Here is a 21,411-nt window from a genome sequence, read left to right as displayed (position 1 = left end):
GGTCGGCAAGGCGGTCGACGCCTATCGCGCCAATGGCAGGGTCATCGGGTCGGATCTCAAAGCCGACGCTGTTGACAACCTCATCGCTGCCTGGGACCGCGATTACGATCCGGCGAAGACGTCGCTCATCCTCGCTCATCTGCGCCGTGACGTTCACATGCTCAACCAGGTGGCGCGCATCAAACTCATCGAACGCGGGGTTCTCGATCAGGGAACCAGGTTCAAGACCGCCGACGGCGAACGGAACTTCGCCGTCGGTGACCAGATCGTGTTCCTGAAGAACGAGGGATCGCTCGGCGTCAAGAACGGCATGCTGGCCAAGGTCGTGGAGGTTGGAGCGGGACGCATCACGGCGCGGATCGGCGATGGGGAGAATGCCCGCCTGGTGCTGGTCGAACAGCGCTTCTACAACAACCTCGATCATGGCTATGCCACGACGATCCACAAGAGCCAGGGTGCCACAGTCGACCAGGTCAAGGTGCTCGCTTCCCTTTCGCTCGACCGCCATCTCACCTATGTCGCCATGACCCGTCATCGCGAGGATCTGGCCGTCTACTACGGCCGCATATCCTTCGCGAAGAACGGCGGGTTGATCCCGATCCTGTCGCGAAAGAGTGCGAAGGAAACGACCCTGGATTACGAGAAGAGCGCCTTCTACCGCGTGGCGCTTCGCTTTGCTGAAGCCCGCGGTCTCAATCTCGTCAATGTCGCCCGCTCCCTGGTCCGCGACCGGCTGGAATGGATCGTCGGTCAGAAGCAAAAGCTTGCCAATCTCGGTGTCCGCCTTGCGGCTGTCGCCGGAAAGCTCGGGCTCGTCCGCAGCGCCGCTCAGTCCCCAACCCAAAACAACACCAAGGAGGCAAAGCCGATTGTCTCGGGCAGAACAACCTTCGCCAAATCGATCGAGCAGGCGATCGAGGATAAGGTCGAAGCCGATCCAGGATTGAAGAAGCAATGGGAGGAGGTCTCGACCCGCTTCCACCTCGTCTACGCCCAGGCGGAAAGCGCATTCAAGGCAGTTAACGTCGACGCAATGCTGAAGGACGAGAGCGTTGCGAAGTCGGCGATAGCCAAGATCGGATCGGAGCCCGAGAGCTTCGGCGCGCTGAAGGGCAAGACCGGGATCCTTGCCAGTCGGGCCGACAGAGAGGAGCGGGAAAAGGCGCAAACGAATGCGCCGGCGCTGGCCCGCAACCTCGAGCGCTATCTGCGGCAGCGGGCGGAGGCGGAGCGCAAGTTCGAGGTCGAAGAGCGCGCCGTCCGTCTGAAGGTCTCGATCGATATTCCCGCACTGTCGGCAAACGCGAAACAAGCATTGGAACACGTGCGCGATGCGATCGACCGGAACGACCTGGCCGCCGGCCTCGAATATGCGCTCGCCGACAAAATGGTGAAGGCCGAACTGGAGGGTTTTGCCAAGGCGGTATCCGAGCGTTTCGGCGAGCGGACCTTCCTGTCGCTTGCTGCGAAGGGCCCCAATGGACAGACCTTCAGTGCCGTCACGTCGGGAATGACGGCAGGACAGAAGGTCGAGATGCAAGCGGCGTGGAATTCGATGCGGACGGTGCAGCAGCTCGCCGCGCATGAGCGCACAACCGAGGCGCTGAAGCAGGCGGAGACCCTACGTCAGACGAAGAGCCAGGGGCTCTCGCTCAAATGAAAACACCCGTGTTTGCGTTCGGTACGAGAAGCGCTCGAAGGACCCATGCAGTCGTGCTCTTGGGCCTGGCGATATCCGTCGTTGGCGGCGGTGTTGCTGCCGCAATCGTCGGCGGTTTCCGAATTAACCTGACATCGAGCGAACCCCTCGGCCTCTGGCGTATCGTGGCGCTCGATCGCCCGGCAGCTCGCGGGGGTCTCGTTTTCATTTGCCCTCCGATAACGACTGTGATGCAGGAGGCAAGGGAGCGTGGTTATCTCCGCTCCGGCACCTTCCAGGGCGGCGTCGCGCCGCTCATCAAGGCCGTCGTCGCAGTCGCTGGCCAGCATGTCGAAATCGGCGCCGACGTGACGATCGATGGGCGTCCGATCGCGTCCTCCGACCTGATAGAGCGGGACGGTAAGGGCCGACCGATGAAGCCCTATCCCGGCGGCGTCGTGCCTGACGACAGCGTCTTTCTGCATTCACCATTCAGGAGCTCCTATGACTCTCGCTACTTCGGCCCCCTGCCCGCCTCAGGGATCCTCGGCCTGGCGAAACCGGTGCTCACCGATGCGCCGTGAGCCGCTCCAGCCAGTCGCATTGATTGCCGTTTCGGTCGTCGCCGGGGTGGTGGGATGGAGTGGCCACGTCCTGCTTCTCCCGGTCGCCTTCGCGTTTCCGGTTCTCTGGGCGCTTGTGCGAATGAGACTAACCGCCGCAGTTGTCTCGGTCGCCTATTTCCTGGCTGCCTCACGGGGATTACCGCAGGGTGTCGCGACCTTCTATCCCTCGGACCTGTGGCCGGGACTATTGCTTTGGCTCTGTGCGTCCGCCGGCTTCGTCATCGTGCATACCGTCCTCTGGACAAAGAAGGTGGGTGCTCGTCCGTGTCGCTATTTCCTGGCGGCGGTTCTGATGGCCATTCCGCCATTCGGCATTACCGGCTGGGCTCATCCGATCACCGCGGCGGGCGTACTGTTTCCGGGATGGGGATGGTGGGGACTGGCTGATGCGACAGCCGGCCTCATGGGCCTCGTAACCCGCATGTGGCCAACTGCCGCGATCATCCTGGCAGGCTTTTGGATCGGGTCCGCCACAACCTGGGACGAACCGAAGCTAGCTGAATCGTGGCAAGGGGTCGACCTTGAAATGGGTGCATCGCTGGGCCGCGACGTTAGCATTGAGCGTCACCGTGATTTGATTGCCATGATGAAGGATCGGGTACTGGGCGGCGCCCGCACGATTGTCCTTCCTTAAAGCTCCCTGGGTTTGGACGCCTACCGTCGAACGGTTCTGGGTGCGAGCTTTGAGAGGAACTGACGCCATGGTCATCGCCGGCGCAGCCGTCATCGATGCGGGCGTATACGATAATGTTCTGGTCGCCATCTCCGGCGATGGCGCGCGGGTTCTTTATCGCGAGCGCATGCCCGTTCCAGGTTCGATGTGGCAGCCGTGGCGCGCATTGCTCTCTCAGAGCGGCGGTGCGCGGGCGCATTTTTTCGAAAATCCGGTCGTGACGGCCGCCGGCCGTCGGATAGCGCCGCTGATCTGCTACGAGCAACTGATCGTCTGGCCGGTCCTGCACTCCATGCTCGAGGATCCCGACCTCATCGTCGCAGTCGGCAATGGCTGGTGGACGAAAGGGACATCCATCGTCGCCATTCAGCGCGCCAGCGCTCAGGCCTGGGCGCGGCTCTTTGCCAAGCCAATTGTCTTTTCCTTCAACACCTGGTTGCCCAAGGAGACGTCATGCTCGACGCGATGGCCGCCGATCGGCAGTTCACCGGAGACGATTGGTTGCTCGGTGTCAACCTCGGACTGGAGCGAATGCGCCACAGTTCCGATAATCATTTCAGCACTTGCGGACGACATTTCTTCGGCTGGTGCGACGCCATGGCCAAGCCGTTCGATGAACAGTTTGCCGTCCGGATTGAGCATGATTTCGACGAGGGTCGAATCATCGAGCACGACGCGGAGCTGATCGCCGAGCGCCTCCTGGAGCTTGCGGACGAGTGGAGGATGAGAGCGAAGCTGGTTCACGGTTTTCTCCTTATGCTGCCTGACCCAGCGGACCATTAAATTGCGAGCGATAGCTGGACGGGCGGAGCCTCAGAAATGTTTCCACGTTCGCCGGGAGCATCCATGCGATGGCTGTAGTCACGCCGATGCGGCTCGGATCGCCGATGCGCTGAAGCGGCCAGCCAACACGAACGAGGATGCGTTCGAACCGCAGGTCGGTCACCGTCACGATCTCGGTGATGCCGTTTGCGAGGCACCCACTCGATGATGCCGGCAAACATCGTCAGCGTTGCCTCATGCACCGATCCCGATCCCCTGCCCTCTTCAAGGGTCGATGTTGCTGGATGAGCTGAGCTTCGTGAACATTCCGCGGCTTGTTGAGCGCGAAAACCTGCATGAATTTCTCCGTCGTCGTTGATCGGCGGAGAAGTCAGCATGGAACGAGTTGGAGGATCCTCCAATGTTTTGCGAGTGAGTCGCACCGCAGTGGCTGCGGAGTTTGGTGAAATCAGGTCCCTTCACGCCCAACGCGGCTAGTTAGGTTTGCAGGATTCACAGATAAACAGATCGAGAACATAGCCGAACCTCTGGCATGTTAACCCCGCGATTATTAACGAAAAATCGAGGTCTATCAATTTTTCCGGCCCGGCAGTGTTAACCTTTCGTTAACCTAAAACCGCTTGCTCAAAATTCAGAATCGGCTTTAATGATTAGTGGCGGAACTTTACCAGTTTCGCGAAAAATACCGCCACTTGCAGGAAATGGGTTTTGAGATGGCGAAGACCGCCGCAAAAACAGCGCCAGTCGTTGAAGGATTGACCGCACTGATGGAGCGTCACGCCGACGCCCTCTCCAGCCAACTTCAGGCGCATCATCTCAAGGTTTTTCCGCCGACGGCCGAAAAAGGCATTCGATCCTTTGCGCCGTCAGAGGTCTCAAAACTGCTCGGTATCGGTGAGTCTTATCTTAGGCAGACTGCTTCGGAAATGCCGGAGTTGCATGTGAGCATGAGCCCTGGCGGCCGACGCACCTTTACGATCGAAGATATTCATGCAATCCGCAAGCACCTGGACCAGATCGGCCGCGGGAACCGGCGCTACCTGCCCCATCGTCGCGAGGGCGAGCAGCTTCAAGTTATCTCGGTGATGAATTTCAAAGGTGGTTCGGGCAAGACGACGACAGCCGCGCATCTGGCGCAATATCTGGCGATGCGTGGCTATCGCGTTCTGGCCATCGATCTCGATCCCCAGGCAAGCCTTTCCGCACTCTTCGGCAGTCAGCCAGAAACCGACGTCGGTCCGAATGAAACCCTTTATGGCGCCATCCGGTACGATGACGAGCAGGTTCCGATCGAGCAGGTTGTGCGAGGAACTTACATTCCGGACCTCCATCTCATTCCGGGCAATCTTGAACTGATGGAGTTCGAGCACGACACACCGCGCGCCCTGATGAACCGGAAGGAAGGCGACACGCTCTTTTACGGTCGGATCAGTCAAGTCATCGACGACATCGCAGACAACTACGATGTCGTCGTCATCGATTGCCCTCCCCAGTTGGGCTATCTCACGCTTTCGGCATTGACCGCCGCGACGTCGATCCTGGTCACTGTCCATCCGCAGATGTTGGACGTGATGTCGATGAATCAGTTCCTGGCGATGACCTCGAATCTCCTGCGCGAAATCGAGAATGCGGGCGCCCAGTTTAATTTTAATTGGATGCGCTACCTCATCACGCGCTTTGAACCGAGCGACGGGCCCCAGAACCAGATGGTTGGCTACCTTCGTTCGATCTTCGGCGAAAATGTGCTCAACTTTCCGATGCTCAAGACTACTGCTGTTTCTGACGCTGGCTTGACAAACCAGACCCTCTTCGAGGTTGAGCGTGGCCAGTTTACGCGCTCGACCTACGATCGGGCCTTGGAAGCGATGAACGCCGTCAACGACGAGATCGAGACTCTGATCAAAAAGGCATGGGGTAGAACCACATGAGTCGGAAACACCTCCTCGGCGTCTCCACAGACGCGCCCGACACCACATCAGCCGGTGACAACAGAGCGGCCAAGACTCGTTCTATGCCTCTTCTCGGCGTGGCGAGAAAAGAACGTGATCCTGCGACCAAGCTGACGGCAAATATCGGCAACGCACTGCGTGAGCAAAATGATCGTCTCGGTCGTGCCGAGGAGATTGAACGGCGACTCGCGGAAGGTCAGGCCGTCGTTGAACTGGACCCATCATCAATCGAGCCGTCGTTCGTCCAAGATCGCATGCAAGGTGATATCGACGGTCTCTCTGTGTCGATCCGGGAGCAAGGACAGCAGGTCCCGATCCTTGTGAGACCTCATCCGGAACGAGGTGGCCGATACCAGGTTGCCTTCGGCCATCGCCGCCTGCGCGCCGTGTCCGAGCTGGGACTGTCGGTCAAGGCGGTCGTTCGCGACTTGACCGACGAGCAGTTGGTCGTGGCCCAGGGTCAGGAAAACAACGAACGCGAAGACCTAACCTTTATTGAAAAGGCGCGTTTCGCGCATCAACTGAACAAGCAGTTTTCACGCGAAATCGTCATCGCTGCCATGTCGATCGACAAAAGCAACCTGTCGAAGATGCTCCTACTTGTCGACGCCCTCCCCTCCGAGCTGATCGACGCCATTGGTGCCGCTCCAGGAGTCGGTCGCCCCAGTTGGCAACAACTCGCCGAACTGCTCGAGAAAGCAGGGTCTCCAGCGGACGCCGTCAAATTTGCGAGTTCGGCAGAGGCTCAGACGCTGCCATCAGCTGACCGGTTCAAGGCGGTGATCGGACACCTGAAGCCGCATCGTATTGCGCGCGGTTTGCCGGACGTCATGTCGACCCCGGATGGGGACAGACTTGCGCAAGTGACACAGAGCAAGAGCAAGCTGGAGATCACGATCGACAGGAAGGCGACGCCTGAGTTTGCCGCCTTTGTACTCGAACATTTGCCGGCGCTTTATCAAGAGCACCGTGCAAAGCATCAACAGAAACAGGGAGAGTAACCCGCAAAAGAAAAGAGCCCCCTCAGCGTTGCCGTCGTGGAAGCCCTTCTGTCTCTTTAGCACGAACAGAATCGCATTTCCTCGAATCCTCGTCAAGAGTCTTTGGCACCGTTTCGGTGAGCGGATTTCTTTTGCCTGCTGAAAGGTGAAAGACGATGCAGACGGGAAGTGTGACGACGCCATTCGGGCGGCGACCGATGACGCTTGCGCTCGTGCGGCGCCAGGCGGCCTTGGCTGAAATAAAGCGAGGCAAGACAGCGGATAAGTGGAAGGTCTTCAGAGATGCCTCCATGGCTAGAGAGTTGCTGGGAGTTCAGTCCAATAGCCTCGCGGTTCTTGACGCACTGTTGAGTTTCTATCCCGAGAATGAGTTGCGCCAGGACGCGCAACTAATTGTCTTCCCCTCGAATGCTCAGCTCGCACTTCGCGCGCATGCAATGGCTGGCGCGACTTTGCGCAGACACATCGCCGTCCTGGTGGAAACGGGTCTCATCGTCCGGAAGGATAGCGCCAACGGGAAGCGCTACGCCCGTAAGAATGGTGATGGCGAGATCGAGAGCGCCTTCGGCTTCGACTTGTCGCCGCTACTTGCTCGGGCCGAAGAGTTGGCCATGCTGGCGCAGCAAGTGACGGCCGATAGAGCGGCGTTGCGGCGAGCCAAGGAAAGCCTGACCATTTGCCGGCGCGATGTCCGTAAGCTCATCACCGCAGCAATGGAAGAGGGCGCCGATGGAGATTGGCGATCGCTCGAGGACGTCTATGTAGCGCTTGTTGGGCGGATTCCGCGAGTACCGACGATTTCTGGCATCGCGGCTGTTCTCGATGAGATGCAAATGCTTCGCGAGGAAGTCCTCAACCGGTTGGAAATCCTCGGAAATTCTGAAAATAATAGCACCAATGATGCTCACAGCGAGCAGCACATACAGAATTCAAAACCCGAATCCTTTCGTGAATCTGAACCCAGCTCTGAAAACGAGCAGGGGGCAAAGCTGAGTTCGAGCCACCAGCCGGGGAATGAAAGGCAGAGGGTCTTCCCATTGGGATTGGTGCTAAAGGCTTGCCCGACGATCGGTGATTACGCGCCGGGCGGTGTGGGAAGCTGGCGAGATCTGATGTCCGCCGCGGTGGTTGTTCGATCTATGCTGGGGGTAAGCCCCTCCGCCTATCAGGTTGCATGCGAGGCATTGGGTCCTGAGAACGCCGCAGTGGCGGTTGCGTGCATCCTCGAGAAGGCAAATTTCATCAACTCAGCCGGAGGCTATCTGCGTGATCTGACGCGGCGCAGTGAGCGTGGGGAATTCTCGCTTGAACCGATGATAATGGCATTGCTGAGAGCCAACGGGCATGGGAATTTGAAAGCTGGATAGGTTTGGCCTCGCGTCAACCAAGCCTTCACGATTTCAGTCGTGGTCAGCTGACCACCAATCTAACAGTTTGGAGAATAACAGCTTTCTACAACGGCTTGTTTCGAATGTAGCTTGACAGGATCTGAGAAGCCAAGCTGTCGAAACCGGCCACATAAAAGGCCGGAAGGTCACAGACGGCGAGGGTAGACCAGAAACGGGGTTATCGAGGGGATGGCTGACCCAGTTGTCGGCGTCGTATTCTGCCCGAGGTGTCTGCTCAACTCTTGGCAGACCGGCGGCTGCTTTTCGGGTGCTGGTTAGATCGAGCGCGGCGCGATGGATAAAATCCGAGCTGCTCGAGTCAAACGGAAACGTGCGAGAGATCGAGAGAGGCAATGCGGTCATGGGTTAGCGATTGCTGTTCAGCGGTGTGCTCTTCCTGAAGTCGGCAGTGGCTTTAAGGTCAGACCCGAATAGCGGAGGGGAAGGCGCGCGACCGAATTGGTCTTCAATCGTTCCGTTAGTCACGGCCTGTTCACCAGGTGGGGCGGGAAATGGATCGCAGCAGCTCTACCGGGGCGCTCTTCGAGATCGTTTCCGGCGACGGTTCTATCCCGTTGAAGCTGCCGGGACGAGAAGCCTGATAAATCATGGCAGTAAAGGCTTCCCGCACGTCGCTTTTGCAGTGGTCAGCTGACCACTGACCTAATCGCTTGAAATGCAACGATCTTGGAAAATCATTGTTTTGGCAGTTGCAGAAACACAGTAGTGCCGGCTTGGTCAAGAGGGGAGAGTGAGCGGTTGATCGCCGTTCGGGCCGCGTTCGAGGCAAGAAGGGGCTGAGCGTGGTGCTTTAGCCGAAAGATAGGGCCACCTTTGGTCTCCGCGCTTGTTAAAACAGCCTAGGCAATTCTTTTGTCGGAACGTGGATTTGCGCTGCGCAAGCTTGGCGCACGCTCGTGGTTGCACCACTAACGCGAGGCTGGTTTTTAGGGGGGCGTACGCATGCCTATGCTTTTTGCAGTATCTCTTGGATGAAAAACTATGCCGGACGTGATCCCAAAGATCCGCCAAAGGGCGGCGGAGGTTTTCCTAGGTCTCAGGGCTATTGTGGTGAAGAACTCAACTTTCTCGGCTGCGAGGATGGTTGCGTTTACGGGCACTTCGAAACGAGTAAAGGCGATATTGACCGCCAGGTGAATATCCAACGGCTCGGTGCGGATAGAAGCGCCGACTTTGTCGACGAGGTCGATGTGGTATGGACCGCACCGATAGAGGGAAATGACCCCCGGTGCGTTGTCGGTTGGCATCGAAACGCGCGTTTGTATCGATATCGACAAAACTTTCAGGGCGTTTACCCTTTGGACCGGCACAGGAAAGATGAAACCGACAGTTTCCGAGTTCGGGCAAAGGTAGAAGATGCGTTCCTGATCGACATCGGTCAGCGGAATTTGAAGCTGGCGCTTGGGCGAGGCCCCGGTTGGAGCGGTCAGGCAAGCTGGTGGTATGCCGAAGACACTGAGAACCTTGAAGCACGTCGAATTGTGCGGTCAATCAGAAATCTAATAAGCGGCAAGGAAATCGTCCCCGGTACAAAGCCGAAAGACGGCCGAAAAAAAGGCCGAGCCGGCGAAGCTGCGGCACATGAATATTGCCGATATGTGCGTGCGTACGAGGCGATTGTAAGCCCACGGCACAGCAAGCTGCAGAAGCGCTTCGTCGACGATCTGAAGGGAGCGGTTCCCGGCGTGTCCTTTCCGCCAAGTTTTCGTGACGACCTGCGCTATGTGGATGGTAGGGGCCGGGCAACGATGGCATAGATAAAGCCGACAGATGCGTTGACGGTGCGGTTCGCAATACGGGCCGCGATCGGACAACTTCTTGATTACCGACAACACCAGCAGTGGTCGGAACGATAGTTGATTGTCGTCGAATCCGAAGTGGTCAGCGCTGATGACAAGGCGCTTGCGCTCGACAATGGATTCGGGTTGGCATGGCCCACTGGCGAGACAGGGTTCATCACCATTTGGCCCCGCTAACACGGCTATTGATCTTAGCCGCGGTCACCCAAGCGCCCAGCGCATAGTCGGCCGCCCGTCACTTGAGGAAGATCAGGGGAGCAGGCGCGGGAAGAACTGGCGCCGTATTCCAGGCTGAAAGCACTCAGCCGAAGCTGCAAATCGATGGCGAATACCGTCGCTTGCAGATCCTCGAGCTACGTCTGGAAGTCTATACATCGGACAGCTCCGCCGCCAGGTGAGCCGTGCTCTCAACTGCGGACAAGGCCAAATCGGTGGGCTTGGTCCAGCAGGTCTCGGACGGAGGAGGGCTACCATTTTTTGCCGCCTCGCGCAGGCCGCTCTCCCATCTGGTCCCGCTGAGCGGCAATGTCGCGAAGCGACAGATCGGGATCGGCAATGGCGATCGCTGCTATCAGCTTCATCAGAGGTCCTCCGGCGCGCGGCGAGGGGACCGGCCCAACAGTTCGTTTTCCGCGAGCTTTTCGCGGACCAGGCGATGAACGGCGCGACGAAGGCGCTCGACCGTCCAGTCGTGACCGCGGCGATTGAGCACCCGCACGACATTGTCCCAGCTATGTTGCGGGCGCAGCTGTCGCACCACCGGCAGCCATGTCTGCGCCGAGACAATAAGATCATCGAGATAGCGTTTCTCCCGCGCTTGCGAGACTGCTTTGATTGCCTCCGGTCGTCTTTCTCGCAGACCCGGGTTCCCGGGAAGTTTGCCGCGAGCCTTCGCGGCCTTGATGCCAGCTTTGCTACGTTCGGCGATCAGCGCTCTCTCAAGCTGCGCGATTGCACCGAGCACCTGGAGGGAAAACGTGCCCTGTGGCGTCGAAGTATCGATCGGGTCACGTATCGACCCGAAATGCACGCCCCGCTCCTCGAGGTCCTCCATCACGGCTAAAAGATGGCTAGCCGATCAAGCCAGAGGACGTCGCCTGGATCCGCGCAGATCGTTGGCTGGAAACAGCCGATGCGAGGGCTGCGTTGGTGCGGCTTGAGGATCTGCTCTCCTATCCGCCACGGGATCGAATGCCTTGTCTGCTTCTCTACGGCGATACCGGTATGGGAAAGACAAAAGTCATCCGGAAGTTTCTTCTCGATCACGAGCCTATTTTCGATCGAGGAACCGGGGTGACGAGCATGCCGGTCGTGGCGATGCAGATGCCGGCCGAACCCGTTGAACGCGATGTCTACGGTGAACTCCTCAATGCAATGAGTGCATCGGGTCCAAGCGGAGACGCGACCTTCCGACTGAAGACCACTTGCCTGACCCTCATGCGCAGGATGGGTGTGAGGATGCTGATCATCGATGAGATCCATACCATGTTGACGGGGACATATCGGCAGCAACGGGTCTTCCTCAACGTCATCCGCTTTCTGGCGAACGATCTGAAAGTCCCTCTAATCTGCGCCGGTACCGATCTCGCCCGACAGGCTTTATTGACGGATCCGCAGCTTGCGGAGAGGTTTGAGGCCTTCCACCTGAAGCTCTGGTCCAACACGCAGCAACTCGCCCAATTGCTTGCAAGTCTCGGGAGCATCCTGCCTCTGCGCGAGCAATCACAGCTTGGGACCGCAGCGGTGCGCCGCAAGGTGCTGGAGATGACCGACGGCGTCACGGTGCGTATTTTTCGCTTGATCGAGACAGTCGCGGTCGAAGCCGTCCGAAGTGGAAAAGAGGCGATCACGTTGGAGAGCTTCGACAATGGCAGCCTTGTCCTACCGCTTGTGGCGATGGCGCGACTTAGCGAAGGCCGCCTGCAGCGACATGCATCGCCAGTGAGACCGGTACGGCTGCTGGCTATCGCCCCGCGGCCCTTTGAGGATGAGCTTCTCAACTGTTGGCGTTGGCGAGTGGCGAGCCATTACTCCAGCTCGCCCCGGCAGGTTGAGTCTTGGGTATGTGGCGCTTCGGGAGCCTCGAACCCGCATCTCTTCAGTAATGACATTCCTACCGGACAGTCTGCGACCCGTTTATGGGCGCTTGCCTGTCGTCTGAAGCAAGCAGATGTCGAGCGACTGTCTCTGCAAAATACCGGGCGCAGCAGGGCGTCATTCGTGAGCGATCCCGCCCATCGAGGCGTTTGTCCGTCATGCCTGGATGAAAATGTCGAGGAGGGGAGGGATCATTATTGCCGACGATGTTGGGCATGCGTCGAAGCAGTGGTCTGCCCCCGGCACAAGATTGGCCTCGAGATTAAGTGCGCTGTTTGTTTCCGCACCGGTCTGTTTCAGTTCCGGTCGACACCTGCCGGCGTCGCGAGACTGTTTTGCCGTCATTGCGATGTGGTTGTCTCGGCGCGGAAGTTTCAGCGCCGCGATCAGACAGCCTTGCTGCAGGTTGCCTCGTTGATAGGCGAGGCCATCGGCAAGGTCGGGTCTGAGCGTGAGCGCATCGAGACGGCAAGCCGCTTCTTCTGGTCGCTACGTCCGGAAGGAATGCCGTACATCACCACGCTGGGCTTACCACTGCCTTATGGGCAACGGCCGCCGCCCACTGCAGGTAACGCGCCGCTGACCAGCCTTCCACCGGCATGGCGAGCCTTGACCATGACGGCCATCGCAGACCTTATCTTTGAGGACACTTGCAAGACGGCTCGATTCTCTGCCTCTGTTCGCGAGGCTTTTCGGCAATTCGAGCGTGGACCAGTCCCCGAGTATCATCAGGTGTCTCTACGAACTCGGGCGGCTTCAGTCCTAAATCTCCGTGCGGAATCCGAGTACCGGCAGTTGGCCCGCGGCATTGTCGAAAGCGAAGGCTGGAAATCTCTACCATCCAAAACAGGGCGCGCGAGTAGCCGGGCAATCGGCAAGCTGATGCTCCGCGCCCTCAATGACGAATGAGGCCAAACCGATGTGCCTCATCCAGCAGGTGACGAACAGAAGAGGGCTGCCATTTTCGCCCACCGCGCGCAGGTCGCTCACCCATTTGATCCAGTTGGGCGGCAATATCGCGCAGCGACAGACCGGGATCAGCAATGGCAATCGCTGCAACGAGCTTCATCAGGTGATCTTCTGGGGCACGACGGGGCGAGCGCGCCAAAAGTTCGGGGTCGGCAAGCTTCTCCCGGACCATCCGGTGCACCGCGCGGCGCAGGCGTTCTACCGTCCAGTCATGGCCTCTGCGATTGAGCACCCGGACGACATTGTCCCAGCTATGCTGGGGGCGAAGCTGCCGGACCATTGGTAGCCAAGTCTGGGCGGACGAGATCATCTCGTCGAGATAGAGTTTGTCTCGCGCCTTCGATACCGCCTTGATCGCTTCTGGTCGTCGCTCTCGAAGTCCGGGATTGCCCGGCAGCTTGCCACGCGCTTTTGCCGCCTTGATGCCAGTTCTGGTTCGTTCGGCGATCAAAGCCCGTTCGAGCTGCGCGACAGCTCCGAGGACCTGAAGAGAAAACATTCCCTGTGGCGTGGACGTGTCGATGGGATCGCGGATGGACCTGAAATGGACGCCGCGTTCTTCCAAGTCCTCGATCACTTGCAACAGATGGCTGACCGAACGGGCGAGGCGATCCAGCCGGACGACGACAAGCACATCGCCGGCAGTCAGGTCGCCGAGCAATCTTGTCAGCACCGGTCGGGCTCGTGACGCGCCGGATCCGTGCTCCTGATAAATCCGCTCGCAGCCGGCGGCGCGCAACTCGTCCATCTGCGCGTCGTGGACCTGATCGTCGGTCGAGACGCGCGCATAGCCGATGAGACGTTTTGGGGCCGGCGACGGATTGGCGACTTGCCGTTTTGCCATGGTTTTCTCGCGCGCTTTTCGGGTGCCTTGTACAGATAAGGAATGCGTGACAAAACGAACAGTTGCAAGCGTGTTTTATGGTCTGAATAGCGGGCCCCCAGACTCAAATCATAACCCGAGACGAACAACGGAGCGTCCACTAGGTAAGCGCGTGCCAGCGGGCTTCTGTGGCGGAAATGCGGGAAGCGCGGGGGGCTTGGGGACTGCTGTGGAAGCAAGAGCCCGCTGCCAGGCCCGGGAAGCTCAATTCCGCAGAAGAGGAGGGACCTGTGCGCGGCCAGCGACCGTCGAATTCTGCTTCGGGGAGTCCGGCATCCCGGCCGAAATCGCCCTAGAAGACCGGAAAACCGGGTATTTCCGGTGATCCAGGACGGCCGACATCGCTGATTTGCGGCTTCAAATCAATCACTACCGATAAGCATTACTTATCGATGGTTAAACGGCCACCTCGCAATCGTCAGAAGCAGGGGAAGTAAATAGCAATATCGCTTCTGGTTAATGGCGTGTTTACCAGATTTTCAATGGGTTGTCGTTCACCGAGCTGCCTGCGTTTCCGACGCTTCCGAGCATAACCGAGGCAGATCTGGTTGGAACGCCGGCGCAAACCGGCAAGGAGTAGATGGTGTCCCTCCGGGATTTGGCCGAACAAATTTGCTGCCGGCGTGGCAAAATGGCGATGCCACGGCGGCGCAAGCGGCGATGGGTAAGTTCCTGGACGAATATCAGGAAGAGTGACTGGCCCATTCCGACGTCCCAAAAGGGGAAACCGTTGAGTATCGGTCATGGCTCAAGGATTTTGCAGGTTGGATCTACGGTACGGATCACATCACCATACAGTACGGCATAAACTATGACGGTATCGACATTCAAAAGCTATCGCCAGGGACGCGGGGCATCGTCCTACTCCTCCTCTATCTGGCGCTTGACGATCTGGACGACCGACCATTGATCATCGACCATCCGGAAGAAAACCTTGACCCCCAGTCGATCCACCGTGAATTGGTTGGTCTATTCCTCGCCGCAAAGCAGAAGCGGCAGGTGATTATGGTGACCCACAATGCTAACCTGGTGATCAATACGGATGCGGACCAGATCATCATTGCGCATTGCGGCAATCATTCTCATGGCCAGATGCCCCCTATTACATACAGCTCGGGCGGGCTCGAATCGGCGGATATCCGGCGGCAGGTATGCGACATTCTTGAGGGTGGCGAGGAAGCTTTCCGCGAAAGAGCACGCAGGCTGAGAGTTCGTCTTTCACGCTAATGGTGGGACACAGAGAATAGTGATGATCGACTACACGGAAATCAGCGACGGCGACGAATGGAAGCATTTGCCCATGATTACCTACTGGCGCTCGGACTTGTGGTCGATGTGCCTCCCGGACGTGGCCCTGACGGCGGCCGGGATATCCTCGTCAAGGAAACGCTTAAGGGCAAGCTCGCCTCGCGAAGCTTCACCTGGTTGGTAAGTTGCAAGCACTATGCGACGAGTGGCAAGGCTGTTGGTACAGAACACGAGACCAACATCACCGATCGCCTTGCACAACACAAAGCAGATGGGTTTATCGGATTTTACTCCACGGTGGCGAGCGCCGCCTTAATGAACGCCTTAAGGATTTGCGCGATCAGGGAAAAATCGCAGAGTTCAAGATATACGACGGATCTCATATCGAGAGTGGCTTCCATGACGTCGGACTATCCGGCGTGCTCCTAAAACACCTTCCAACAAGTCATACTGCGTTGCGGCCGATCCATCCTTTGCTCGGCAAGTACCAGCCGCTCGACTGCGAAATCTGCGGGACCGACCTTCTAAAACGGAGCGTGGGAGGAGAAAACCTGGGCGTCATGGTTCTCGGCCAAAAAGGACACAACAGAGTTGAAAACCTGCATTTCGTCTGTGGGGCGTGTGCGACCAAACGATAAGCGCCCGCGTCCGGGCTCAAGGCTTAACGGATGGTTGGAACGACATCAGCGATTTCTGCAATCCCCTCATCTATCTGCGCCACCTGATTGCTTTCGTAAATGAGACCCGGGAAACTCCCGATCGCTATTCGGAACAGGCCCACGACCGAATGCTTGATCTGTTCCTTACCGTCAGCCAGAGGACTCTACGGCAAACCAACGCAGAGGATCGGCAGGCGTATTTTGATGCCGATATGATCGCCCGCATGGGTATTTAGGGTCTTGAGCAAGCGGCTCATTAAACCCGATTGCCTGTTATCCGACTCAAGGGGCTGTGGAAGTAGTAGTCGTTGAGCATGGTCCACAGTGATGTGTTTTTTGCTTTGTCCGCATACTGCTTCAAAGCCTTTCCATCCCGCCAGCCTACAGAATACCCAATCATCACGAGAGGCTGTTCGGCAAGCCACTTGAGGCCGGAAGCTGAAAATTCCCCGTTGCTCCAGAGTTCGAACCGAAAAGGTTTGCCTTTGTAGGTTCCGCCGTTGGTAAGGATTGAATATATCAGTGGAACGCGGTCTCCATACCATTTCCGAATATCGGCCTCGCTGACACGAGCGTTGGCGTTCTTGGCCTTGCATTCAATCACGAGAACCCCGTCCGCATTGCCGCGGTCAAGTTGGACGTCGATCTCTGCTTTGCGAGATGCTGTCGGTTCACCGCGACCTCGGAGAAGTGGTGCAGAAATATACTTGCGACCATACTCCGGCGCAGAGCAGCGTATGCGGCCTCTCTCGCCGCATCACCATCGGAACCGGTCCAAACTGTGGCCGCGTGGTCTTCCGAGTCAAAGAACTCCCTGATGGAGGTCAGGACGATGCGTTCCCAATGGTTCTCCAATACCAAGCCGCCCACAGCCTCTTCCTTTTAGCGCGTATGTTTTGCAAATTGGACATTAGGCCATACGGCCGAAGTACTCGATCTCAGATCCGCCAACAACGCGGAGCGACTTTCGGCAAATTCGGAGGAATGCCTTCGAAACCGCGGCTCTTGTAGAGGTGCGCGAATCCGGCTTAGTCGGCACCCGCGAGCGCGAATAAGACGACGTTTTCGTGTTCAACGCATAGATGGTGTAACGGGCGGAGCCCAGCCAGCCAGGTTTGAAAGGCCGGTGGTCGTCCCTCACAATGATGGTGTCGCGGAGTCAGGTTTTTGGCCTGTTCCATAGCATTAGGGAGAGACGACCATGGGACAGTATGCCGGCATCGACGTATCATTGGAATACTCAAGTGTGTGCGTGGTGGATGCGGATGGCCGCATCGTGCGTGAAGCAAAGGTGCTGAGCGAGCCCGATGCGCTGATCGCCTGGTTTGCCGAGCACGGTGTGGCCATGGAACGAATTGGTCTTGAGGCCGGCCCCTTGTCGCAGTGGCTCTATGCCGGGATGACGAAAGCTGGTCTGGCGGTCGAACTGATCGAGACGCGCCACGTGCGTGCGGCCTTCAAGACGATGCCGGTGAAGACCGACAAGAAGGACGCGCGGGGCATTGCGCAGTTGATGCGGCTTGGCTGGTTCAGACCGGTCCACTGCAAATCTCTTCCGGCCCAGGAGGTGCGAGCGCTGCTGACCGCACGCAAGCTCATCCAGGGAAAGCTTCACGACATCGAGATGAGCATGCGGGCCATTCTGCGCGGCTTTGGCCTCAAGGTAGGGCCGACGACGCGGCGCACCTATGCGGCACGCATCCGCGAGCTGATTGAAGGTCATCCGACCTTGGAAGCGATCGCCGCGTCGCTGTTGAAGGTGCGCGACGCACTTGCGGACGAATTTGCAGGTCTTGACCGAAAGCTGCGTGCCATGGCCCGCCAAGACGATAACGCACGGCGGCTGATGACGACGCCCGGCGTTGGCGTCCTGGTGGCGCTGACATTCGTGTCGGCCGTCGATGCGCCGGAGCGTTTTCGCTCATCACGAGCGGTGGGGCCGCATTTCGGATTGACGCCGAAGAAGTATCAATCGAGACCGATTACAGTGGTCGCATCTCGAAGATCGGCGATGTGGGCGTACGAACCGCGCTCTACGAAGCGGTCAACGTCATCTTGACCCGGCCGGTCAAACCCTCGGATCTGAAGAGCTGGGCACTGGCGGTCGCCAGACGTGCGGGTCCCAGAAAGGCGCGTGTTGCGCTGGCCCGTAAGCTGGCGGTGGTGTTGCACCACATGCTCAGGGACGGAACCAACTTCATTCCCCACAAGGCGACGCCAGCCATGGCCGCCTGAGCCGGAAGGAGACAACAACACAGGTTTCCGGCGGGCACTGCCATCAGCCCCCCGGAGCAAGGTCCCTTCGCCGGGACGATGGATGGGTTAGGCCGTTAAGCGGCAAGCAGCACTCAGGTGACTGCGCGTACTTAGATTGGCCAGCCGGTCCTCAGCAGACCCCATAGAGCAGCGGCCAAGCGCCGACTGCGGACAGAAGCACTCGGCGAGGGATTAAGCTCACAAGGGATTGACTCAAGGCCCGTTACAGAAGACCGCTTATTGGAAGCGAGAGAGTTTTTAGCCGGCGCAGAGCTTCACCGGAAGGCCAGTCCGATGCCTCGGCAAAATCGATCAAATCGAATTCGGCCACACCGCAGCTCCCGATGTCACCGTGGCCGTTGTTTGCCAACGAGTGGACAACCGCATAAGCCAGTCTCTCTTCAACCCCCTTCAGCACATCAAACTCAAAGCGTTCCCTCAGTTTCAGCGCGGCCATATGGCAGATCTCTCCTGTCGAATCGTTTTTCGGACATTGCGCATGATAGAGGGCGCGAAGTCGCTCGTATTCCATGATCAAGATAAACCATGCCAAGCTTTCTTAGGGTGGGCAAGCCGGTTTTAATTTGGATCCATTCGCGAAACGTGAGTTTTTGCTTTTCGGGGCCAGAACAAGATGGGGTGGTTGCCGTCCTCCCCTCACGGCATCGCAATATGCCAAGATGATGTGGTTGTAGCCTCAGGACGGAGAAGACGGCAAAATGAAAGACACGATGATCGGGGTGGATCTGGCAGGGCAGGTCTGGACCTTCGAGCCGTCCTGAATTGCCAACCATAGCCCGGCCTGTTCTCATCCTCGATCACAGAGACGATATCGACGCTCAGGCCGGTACCGACAAAAGTAACCGTCGCCGCCTTGCGCGGGATCTCGAAATCCTCGACTGATTTGTTCGGATAGATCTTGATCAACAAATCGTAGATGGTGTTCAGGCTATTCATGGATTGCTGGCGTCGCGCCCGGCAATATAGAAGACGACATCGACATCCACTGGATCAACGCTGGTTTTTCGCAGAATCGTGAATTTTGCGAAAGAACCGGCCGACCTTGGTGATCTTGATCTCCGTCTTGTCGCGAACACCCTTGCATAGTTCAACGATCAGGCGGTCCACCTGCTCATGATATTCCTTGCGCTTGTCGTCCGGCAGTCGCAGAACATTGCTGTCGTAGTATCGAAGTTCGGTATTGCTCAACGGCATTGCTAACCCCTTCCAGCCGACGCCTTTCGGGCTGCGCCATGACCGCCCAATTATACGCTAGCTCCAGTTTACAATTGGGAACGATCCAACCAACGCTTGCCCAAGGTAAACAGTCGCAAAGGCAGTTTCAAGGGATTTCAGTTTACAAAATTTGTAATAGAAGTAGTTTTGGAAACTGCAAATCAGAAGGAAGCCACAATGATCGGAAACAAGCTCAAGGTAGCCCGGTTGGCGTCGGGCCTGTCGCTGCGCGCGCTCGCCGATGCGATGGGCGGCATCGTTTCCGCGCAGGCCATTGGCAAATACGAAAGAAATGAGGATATGCCGAGCTCGCGTGTGCTGATCGGGCTTGCAAGGGCGCTTGATGTCTCAGAGGATTATCTGCTGAGCGAAGACGAGCTCGAACTGGAAGGCGTGGATTTCCGAAAAAAGGTCGGAACGTCCGCCAAAGAGGAGGCTATTCTCAAGGCGCGCGCGATCCACATGCTCGAGCGCTATCTCGCCGTTGAGGACCTTCTGCAAATGCGAAGCGTCGAATGGGAGCAACCGCGAAGCGCCCCGCACCCTGTCGCAGATTTGCGTGACGCAGAGGACGCCGCACGGTCCGTGCGTGACGACTGGGGCCTCGGCAACGATCCCATCCCGCAGCTTGCCGAGCTGCTCGAAGAGCGGGGCGTCAAGGTCCTGTCGCTCGACCTCGACGATATCGACGGTCTTGCCGCCGAGGTTCGACGCGGAGGACGGGCGACTGCGCGTGTGATCGTAGTCAAGCGCAGTACATGGTCCGAGCGCAAGCGGTTCAATCTCGCCCACGAGCTTGGTCACATGGTCATGGCGCCTTGCGAGGGCCTGGACGAGGAAAAGGCCGCGCACCGCTTCGCTGGCGCTTTTCTCATGCCGGCCGATGTGCTGCGCGCTGAAATCGGCGCCCACAGGTCGTCGATCAGCATCGGCGAATTCGTCGCCCTGAAGAAACGCTTCGGAGTAAGCATCCAGGCTTTGGCCTACCGGTGCAAGGATTTGGGCATCATCAACCAAGCCGCCTTCGCCCGCCTGTTCAAAGTCTTCGCTGAGCGCGGATGGAGAACGGAGCCATTCGAGGAGCCAGAGACGATGAAGCCGGAACTTGAGGAACCCAGGCGCTTCGAGCGGCTCTGCTATAGGGCATTGGCGGAAGGTATGATCGGCGAATCCCGGGCTGCGGAATTGCTCGGCATTTCCGTTCGTGAGCTGGATGCAAGGCTGGATCAGGTGGCGGCTTGATCCGTGCCTATCCTCGTCTCCGATACCTCCGTCTTGATCGATCTTGAGAGGGCGCAACTACTCGAGGAGATGTTCCTCCTGCCCTTCGGCTTCGCTGTGCCGGATCTTTTGTACGAACGGGAATTAGCCGGCGAGCTCGGCGATCGGCTGGTGGCTTTGGGGCTGCGTGTCGAAGCCCTTACGCCCGCGGAACTCGGTCGCGCAGTCGATGTGCGCCGACAGAATGCACGCCTGTCATTTCCTGACACGTTTGCCTTCGCGCTTGCGAAGTCCCGTCAATGGACCTTGCTCACCGGTGACGGAGGTCTACGCGAGCTGGCAACCGCTGAGAGGGTGAACATGCATGGCGTACTGTGGGTGTTTGATCAGTTCTCCGATGGCGTGTACGTGTCCTTCGATCGTTTGCATGCCGGTCTGAGCACCGTGTTCGGACACCCGAGGTGTCGTCTTCCTGCCGGTGAAGTGAAACGGAGATTGGTTCGATACGCCGAGCATCGAGACAGCCGGAAGGCAGGGGAGGGTTAAGAATGCCTTCCCATTGTTGGACGCCAAAAAGCAAGCCGGGGAAGGATCGATTTTGCAAGTCTGCGTTGGTCGCTGCATGAGACAGCGCCGCTCGCCTCGGGCAGCGCCGATGAATTGCGCAAACAAGCGGTGGCTCACTCGGAAGTGGGAGCGATTGAGCCGCTTGTGAGAATCGACTTGGCTTTGGCGACTCTTCACATGATCACAAGTCTCGCCAAGTTCGTCGGCAGCTTCTACGCGACGCTCGTCGTGCTCTGGACAGTGCTGGTCGGCGCCGGTTTCCTGGTGCTCGGCACGCGCGTGTTCCGCCTGGTGCGGGAAGTGCGCCAGCCGATGCTCGTCGGTTTTTCTACCGCCTCCAGCGAAGCGGCCTATCCGCGTGTCACGGAGAAGCTGGAAGACTTCGGCGTGAAGGAG

The 21,411-nt window shown here is 58.3% G+C and carries 15 protein-coding genes and 6 pseudogenes; 14 read left to right on the top strand and 7 right to left on the bottom strand.

The features are described 5' to 3' along the window. From BN77_RS28545 to BN77_RS28535, 3 genes and pseudogenes are all read left to right on the top strand, one after another. Positions 1-1,660 (top strand): BID domain-containing protein (locus tag BN77_RS28545; RefSeq protein WP_040679028.1); only part of this gene is annotated, 1,660 nt, incomplete at its 5' end. Beyond that, positions 1,657-2,223, top strand: coding sequence for a conjugative transfer signal peptidase TraF (gene traF / locus BN77_RS28540; RefSeq protein ID WP_028749260.1), 567 nt, complete (start codon positions 1,657-1,659; stop codon positions 2,221-2,223). The genes BN77_RS28545 and traF, both read left to right, overlap by 4 nt. Then, a pseudogene (locus BN77_RS28535) lies at positions 2,213-3,371 on the top strand (conjugal transfer protein TraB); the annotation flags it as partial. The gene traF and the pseudogene BN77_RS28535, both read left to right, overlap by 11 nt. 23 nt (positions 3,372-3,394) lie before the next feature. Here BN77_RS28535 and BN77_RS32850 read toward each other — a convergent pair. Both BN77_RS32850 and BN77_RS28530 read right to left on the bottom strand, forming a co-directional pair. Beyond that, a pseudogene (locus tag BN77_RS32850) lies at positions 3,395-3,682 on the bottom strand (P-type conjugative transfer ATPase TrbB); the annotation flags it as partial. A gap of 10 nt (positions 3,683-3,692) precedes the next feature. Then, positions 3,693-3,996 (bottom strand): annotated as a pseudogene (locus BN77_RS28530) (acyl-homoserine-lactone synthase); the annotation flags it as partial. Between the two features lie 438 nt (positions 3,997-4,434). Here BN77_RS28530 and repA point away from each other — a divergent pair. The 4 genes from repA (at position 4,435) to BN77_RS28510 (ending at position 9,837) form a co-directional block, all read left to right on the top strand. Further along, on the top strand, positions 4,435-5,649 hold the full coding sequence (gene repA, locus BN77_RS28525) for a plasmid partitioning protein RepA (RefSeq protein WP_007538730.1): 1,215 nt from the start codon (positions 4,435-4,437) through the stop codon (positions 5,647-5,649). Then, entirely contained in the window at positions 5,646-6,671 is a 1,026-nt protein-coding gene (gene repB / locus BN77_RS28520) for a plasmid partitioning protein RepB (protein ID WP_007538728.1), read from the top strand. The genes repA and repB overlap by 4 nt, the downstream gene beginning before the upstream one ends. Positions 6,672-6,826: 155 nt before the next feature. Continuing rightward, entirely contained in the window at positions 6,827-8,038 is a 1,212-nt protein-coding gene (gene repC, locus BN77_RS28515; protein ID WP_007538726.1) for a plasmid replication protein RepC, read from the top strand. Between the two features lie 1,013 nt (positions 8,039-9,051). Next, entirely contained in the window at positions 9,052-9,837 is a 786-nt protein-coding gene (locus tag BN77_RS28510) for a hypothetical protein (RefSeq protein ID WP_157224556.1), read from the top strand. A 509-nt stretch (positions 9,838-10,346) separates the two neighbouring features. On the opposite strand, the pseudogene BN77_RS28505 reads toward BN77_RS28510, so the two are convergent. Continuing rightward, a pseudogene (locus BN77_RS28505) lies at positions 10,347-10,957 on the bottom strand (recombinase family protein); the annotation flags it as partial. Here BN77_RS28505 and BN77_RS32845 point away from each other — a divergent pair. Then, positions 10,957-12,885 carry a TniB family NTP-binding protein gene (locus tag BN77_RS32845; RefSeq protein ID WP_425280266.1) on the top strand — a complete coding sequence of 643 codons (1,929 nt, stop codon included), beginning with the start codon at positions 10,957-10,959 and terminating at the stop codon, positions 12,883-12,885. The pseudogene BN77_RS28505 and the gene BN77_RS32845 overlap by 1 nt on opposite strands. On the opposite strand, the gene BN77_RS28495 is transcribed toward BN77_RS32845, so the two are convergent. Further along, positions 12,872-13,789, bottom strand: coding sequence for a recombinase family protein (locus tag BN77_RS28495; RefSeq protein WP_007538718.1), 918 nt, complete (start codon positions 13,787-13,789; stop codon positions 12,872-12,874). The genes BN77_RS32845 and BN77_RS28495 overlap by 14 nt on opposite strands. A 771-nt stretch (positions 13,790-14,560) precedes the next feature. On the opposite strand from BN77_RS28495, the pseudogene BN77_RS35295 reads away from it, so the two are divergent. Continuing rightward, positions 14,561-15,055, top strand: a pseudogene (locus tag BN77_RS35295) (AAA family ATPase); the annotation flags it as partial. A gap of 57 nt (positions 15,056-15,112) precedes the next feature. Then, positions 15,113-15,505 (top strand): restriction endonuclease, encoded by a 393-nt coding sequence (locus BN77_RS28480; RefSeq protein WP_007538715.1) that lies wholly within the window; start codon positions 15,113-15,115, stop codon positions 15,503-15,505. Between the two features lie 486 nt (positions 15,506-15,991). Here the strand turns inward: BN77_RS28480 and BN77_RS28470 are convergent, their stop codons facing one another. Then, positions 15,992-16,339, bottom strand: a complete 348-nt coding sequence (locus BN77_RS28470) for a hypothetical protein (RefSeq protein WP_007538709.1) — start codon at positions 16,337-16,339, stop codon at positions 15,992-15,994. 597 nt (positions 16,340-16,936) lie between these two features. Between BN77_RS28470 and BN77_RS28460 the strand changes: the two are divergent. Beyond that, a pseudogene (locus BN77_RS28460) lies at positions 16,937-17,970 on the top strand (IS110 family RNA-guided transposase). A 244-nt stretch (positions 17,971-18,214) separates the two neighbouring features. On the opposite strand, the gene BN77_RS28455 reads toward BN77_RS28460, so the two are convergent. Both BN77_RS28455 and BN77_RS35290 read right to left on the bottom strand, forming a co-directional pair. Next, entirely contained in the window at positions 18,215-18,448 is a 234-nt protein-coding gene (locus BN77_RS28455) for a hypothetical protein (RefSeq protein ID WP_007538704.1), read from the bottom strand. 554 nt (positions 18,449-19,002) lie between these two features. After that, positions 19,003-19,206: a hypothetical protein gene (locus BN77_RS35290; RefSeq protein ID WP_007538701.1), complete on the bottom strand. Its 204-nt coding sequence runs from the start codon at positions 19,204-19,206 to the stop codon at positions 19,003-19,005. Between the two features lie 198 nt (positions 19,207-19,404). Here BN77_RS35290 and BN77_RS28445 point away from each other — a divergent pair, with 198 nt between their 5' ends. The 3 genes from BN77_RS28445 to BN77_RS28435 form a co-directional block, all read left to right on the top strand. Continuing rightward, positions 19,405-20,469 carry a helix-turn-helix domain-containing protein gene (locus BN77_RS28445; RefSeq protein ID WP_028749264.1) on the top strand — a complete coding sequence of 355 codons (1,065 nt, stop codon included), beginning with the start codon at positions 19,405-19,407 and terminating at the stop codon, positions 20,467-20,469. Positions 20,470-20,472: 3 nt separating this feature from the next. Continuing rightward, positions 20,473-20,994, top strand: coding sequence for a PIN domain-containing protein (locus BN77_RS28440; RefSeq protein ID WP_007538697.1), 522 nt, complete (start codon positions 20,473-20,475; stop codon positions 20,992-20,994). 198 nt (positions 20,995-21,192) lie between these two features. Further along, the coding region (locus tag BN77_RS28435; protein WP_040679027.1) for a cation:dicarboxylate symporter family transporter at positions 21,193-21,411 on the top strand (219 nt) is incomplete at its 3' end.

The sequence above is a fragment of the Rhizobium mesoamericanum STM3625 genome (genome assembly GCF_000312665.1).
Lineage (GTDB): Bacteria > Pseudomonadota > Alphaproteobacteria > Rhizobiales > Rhizobiaceae > Rhizobium > Rhizobium mesoamericanum.
This window is presented reverse-complemented; position numbering and strand designations above follow the sequence as displayed.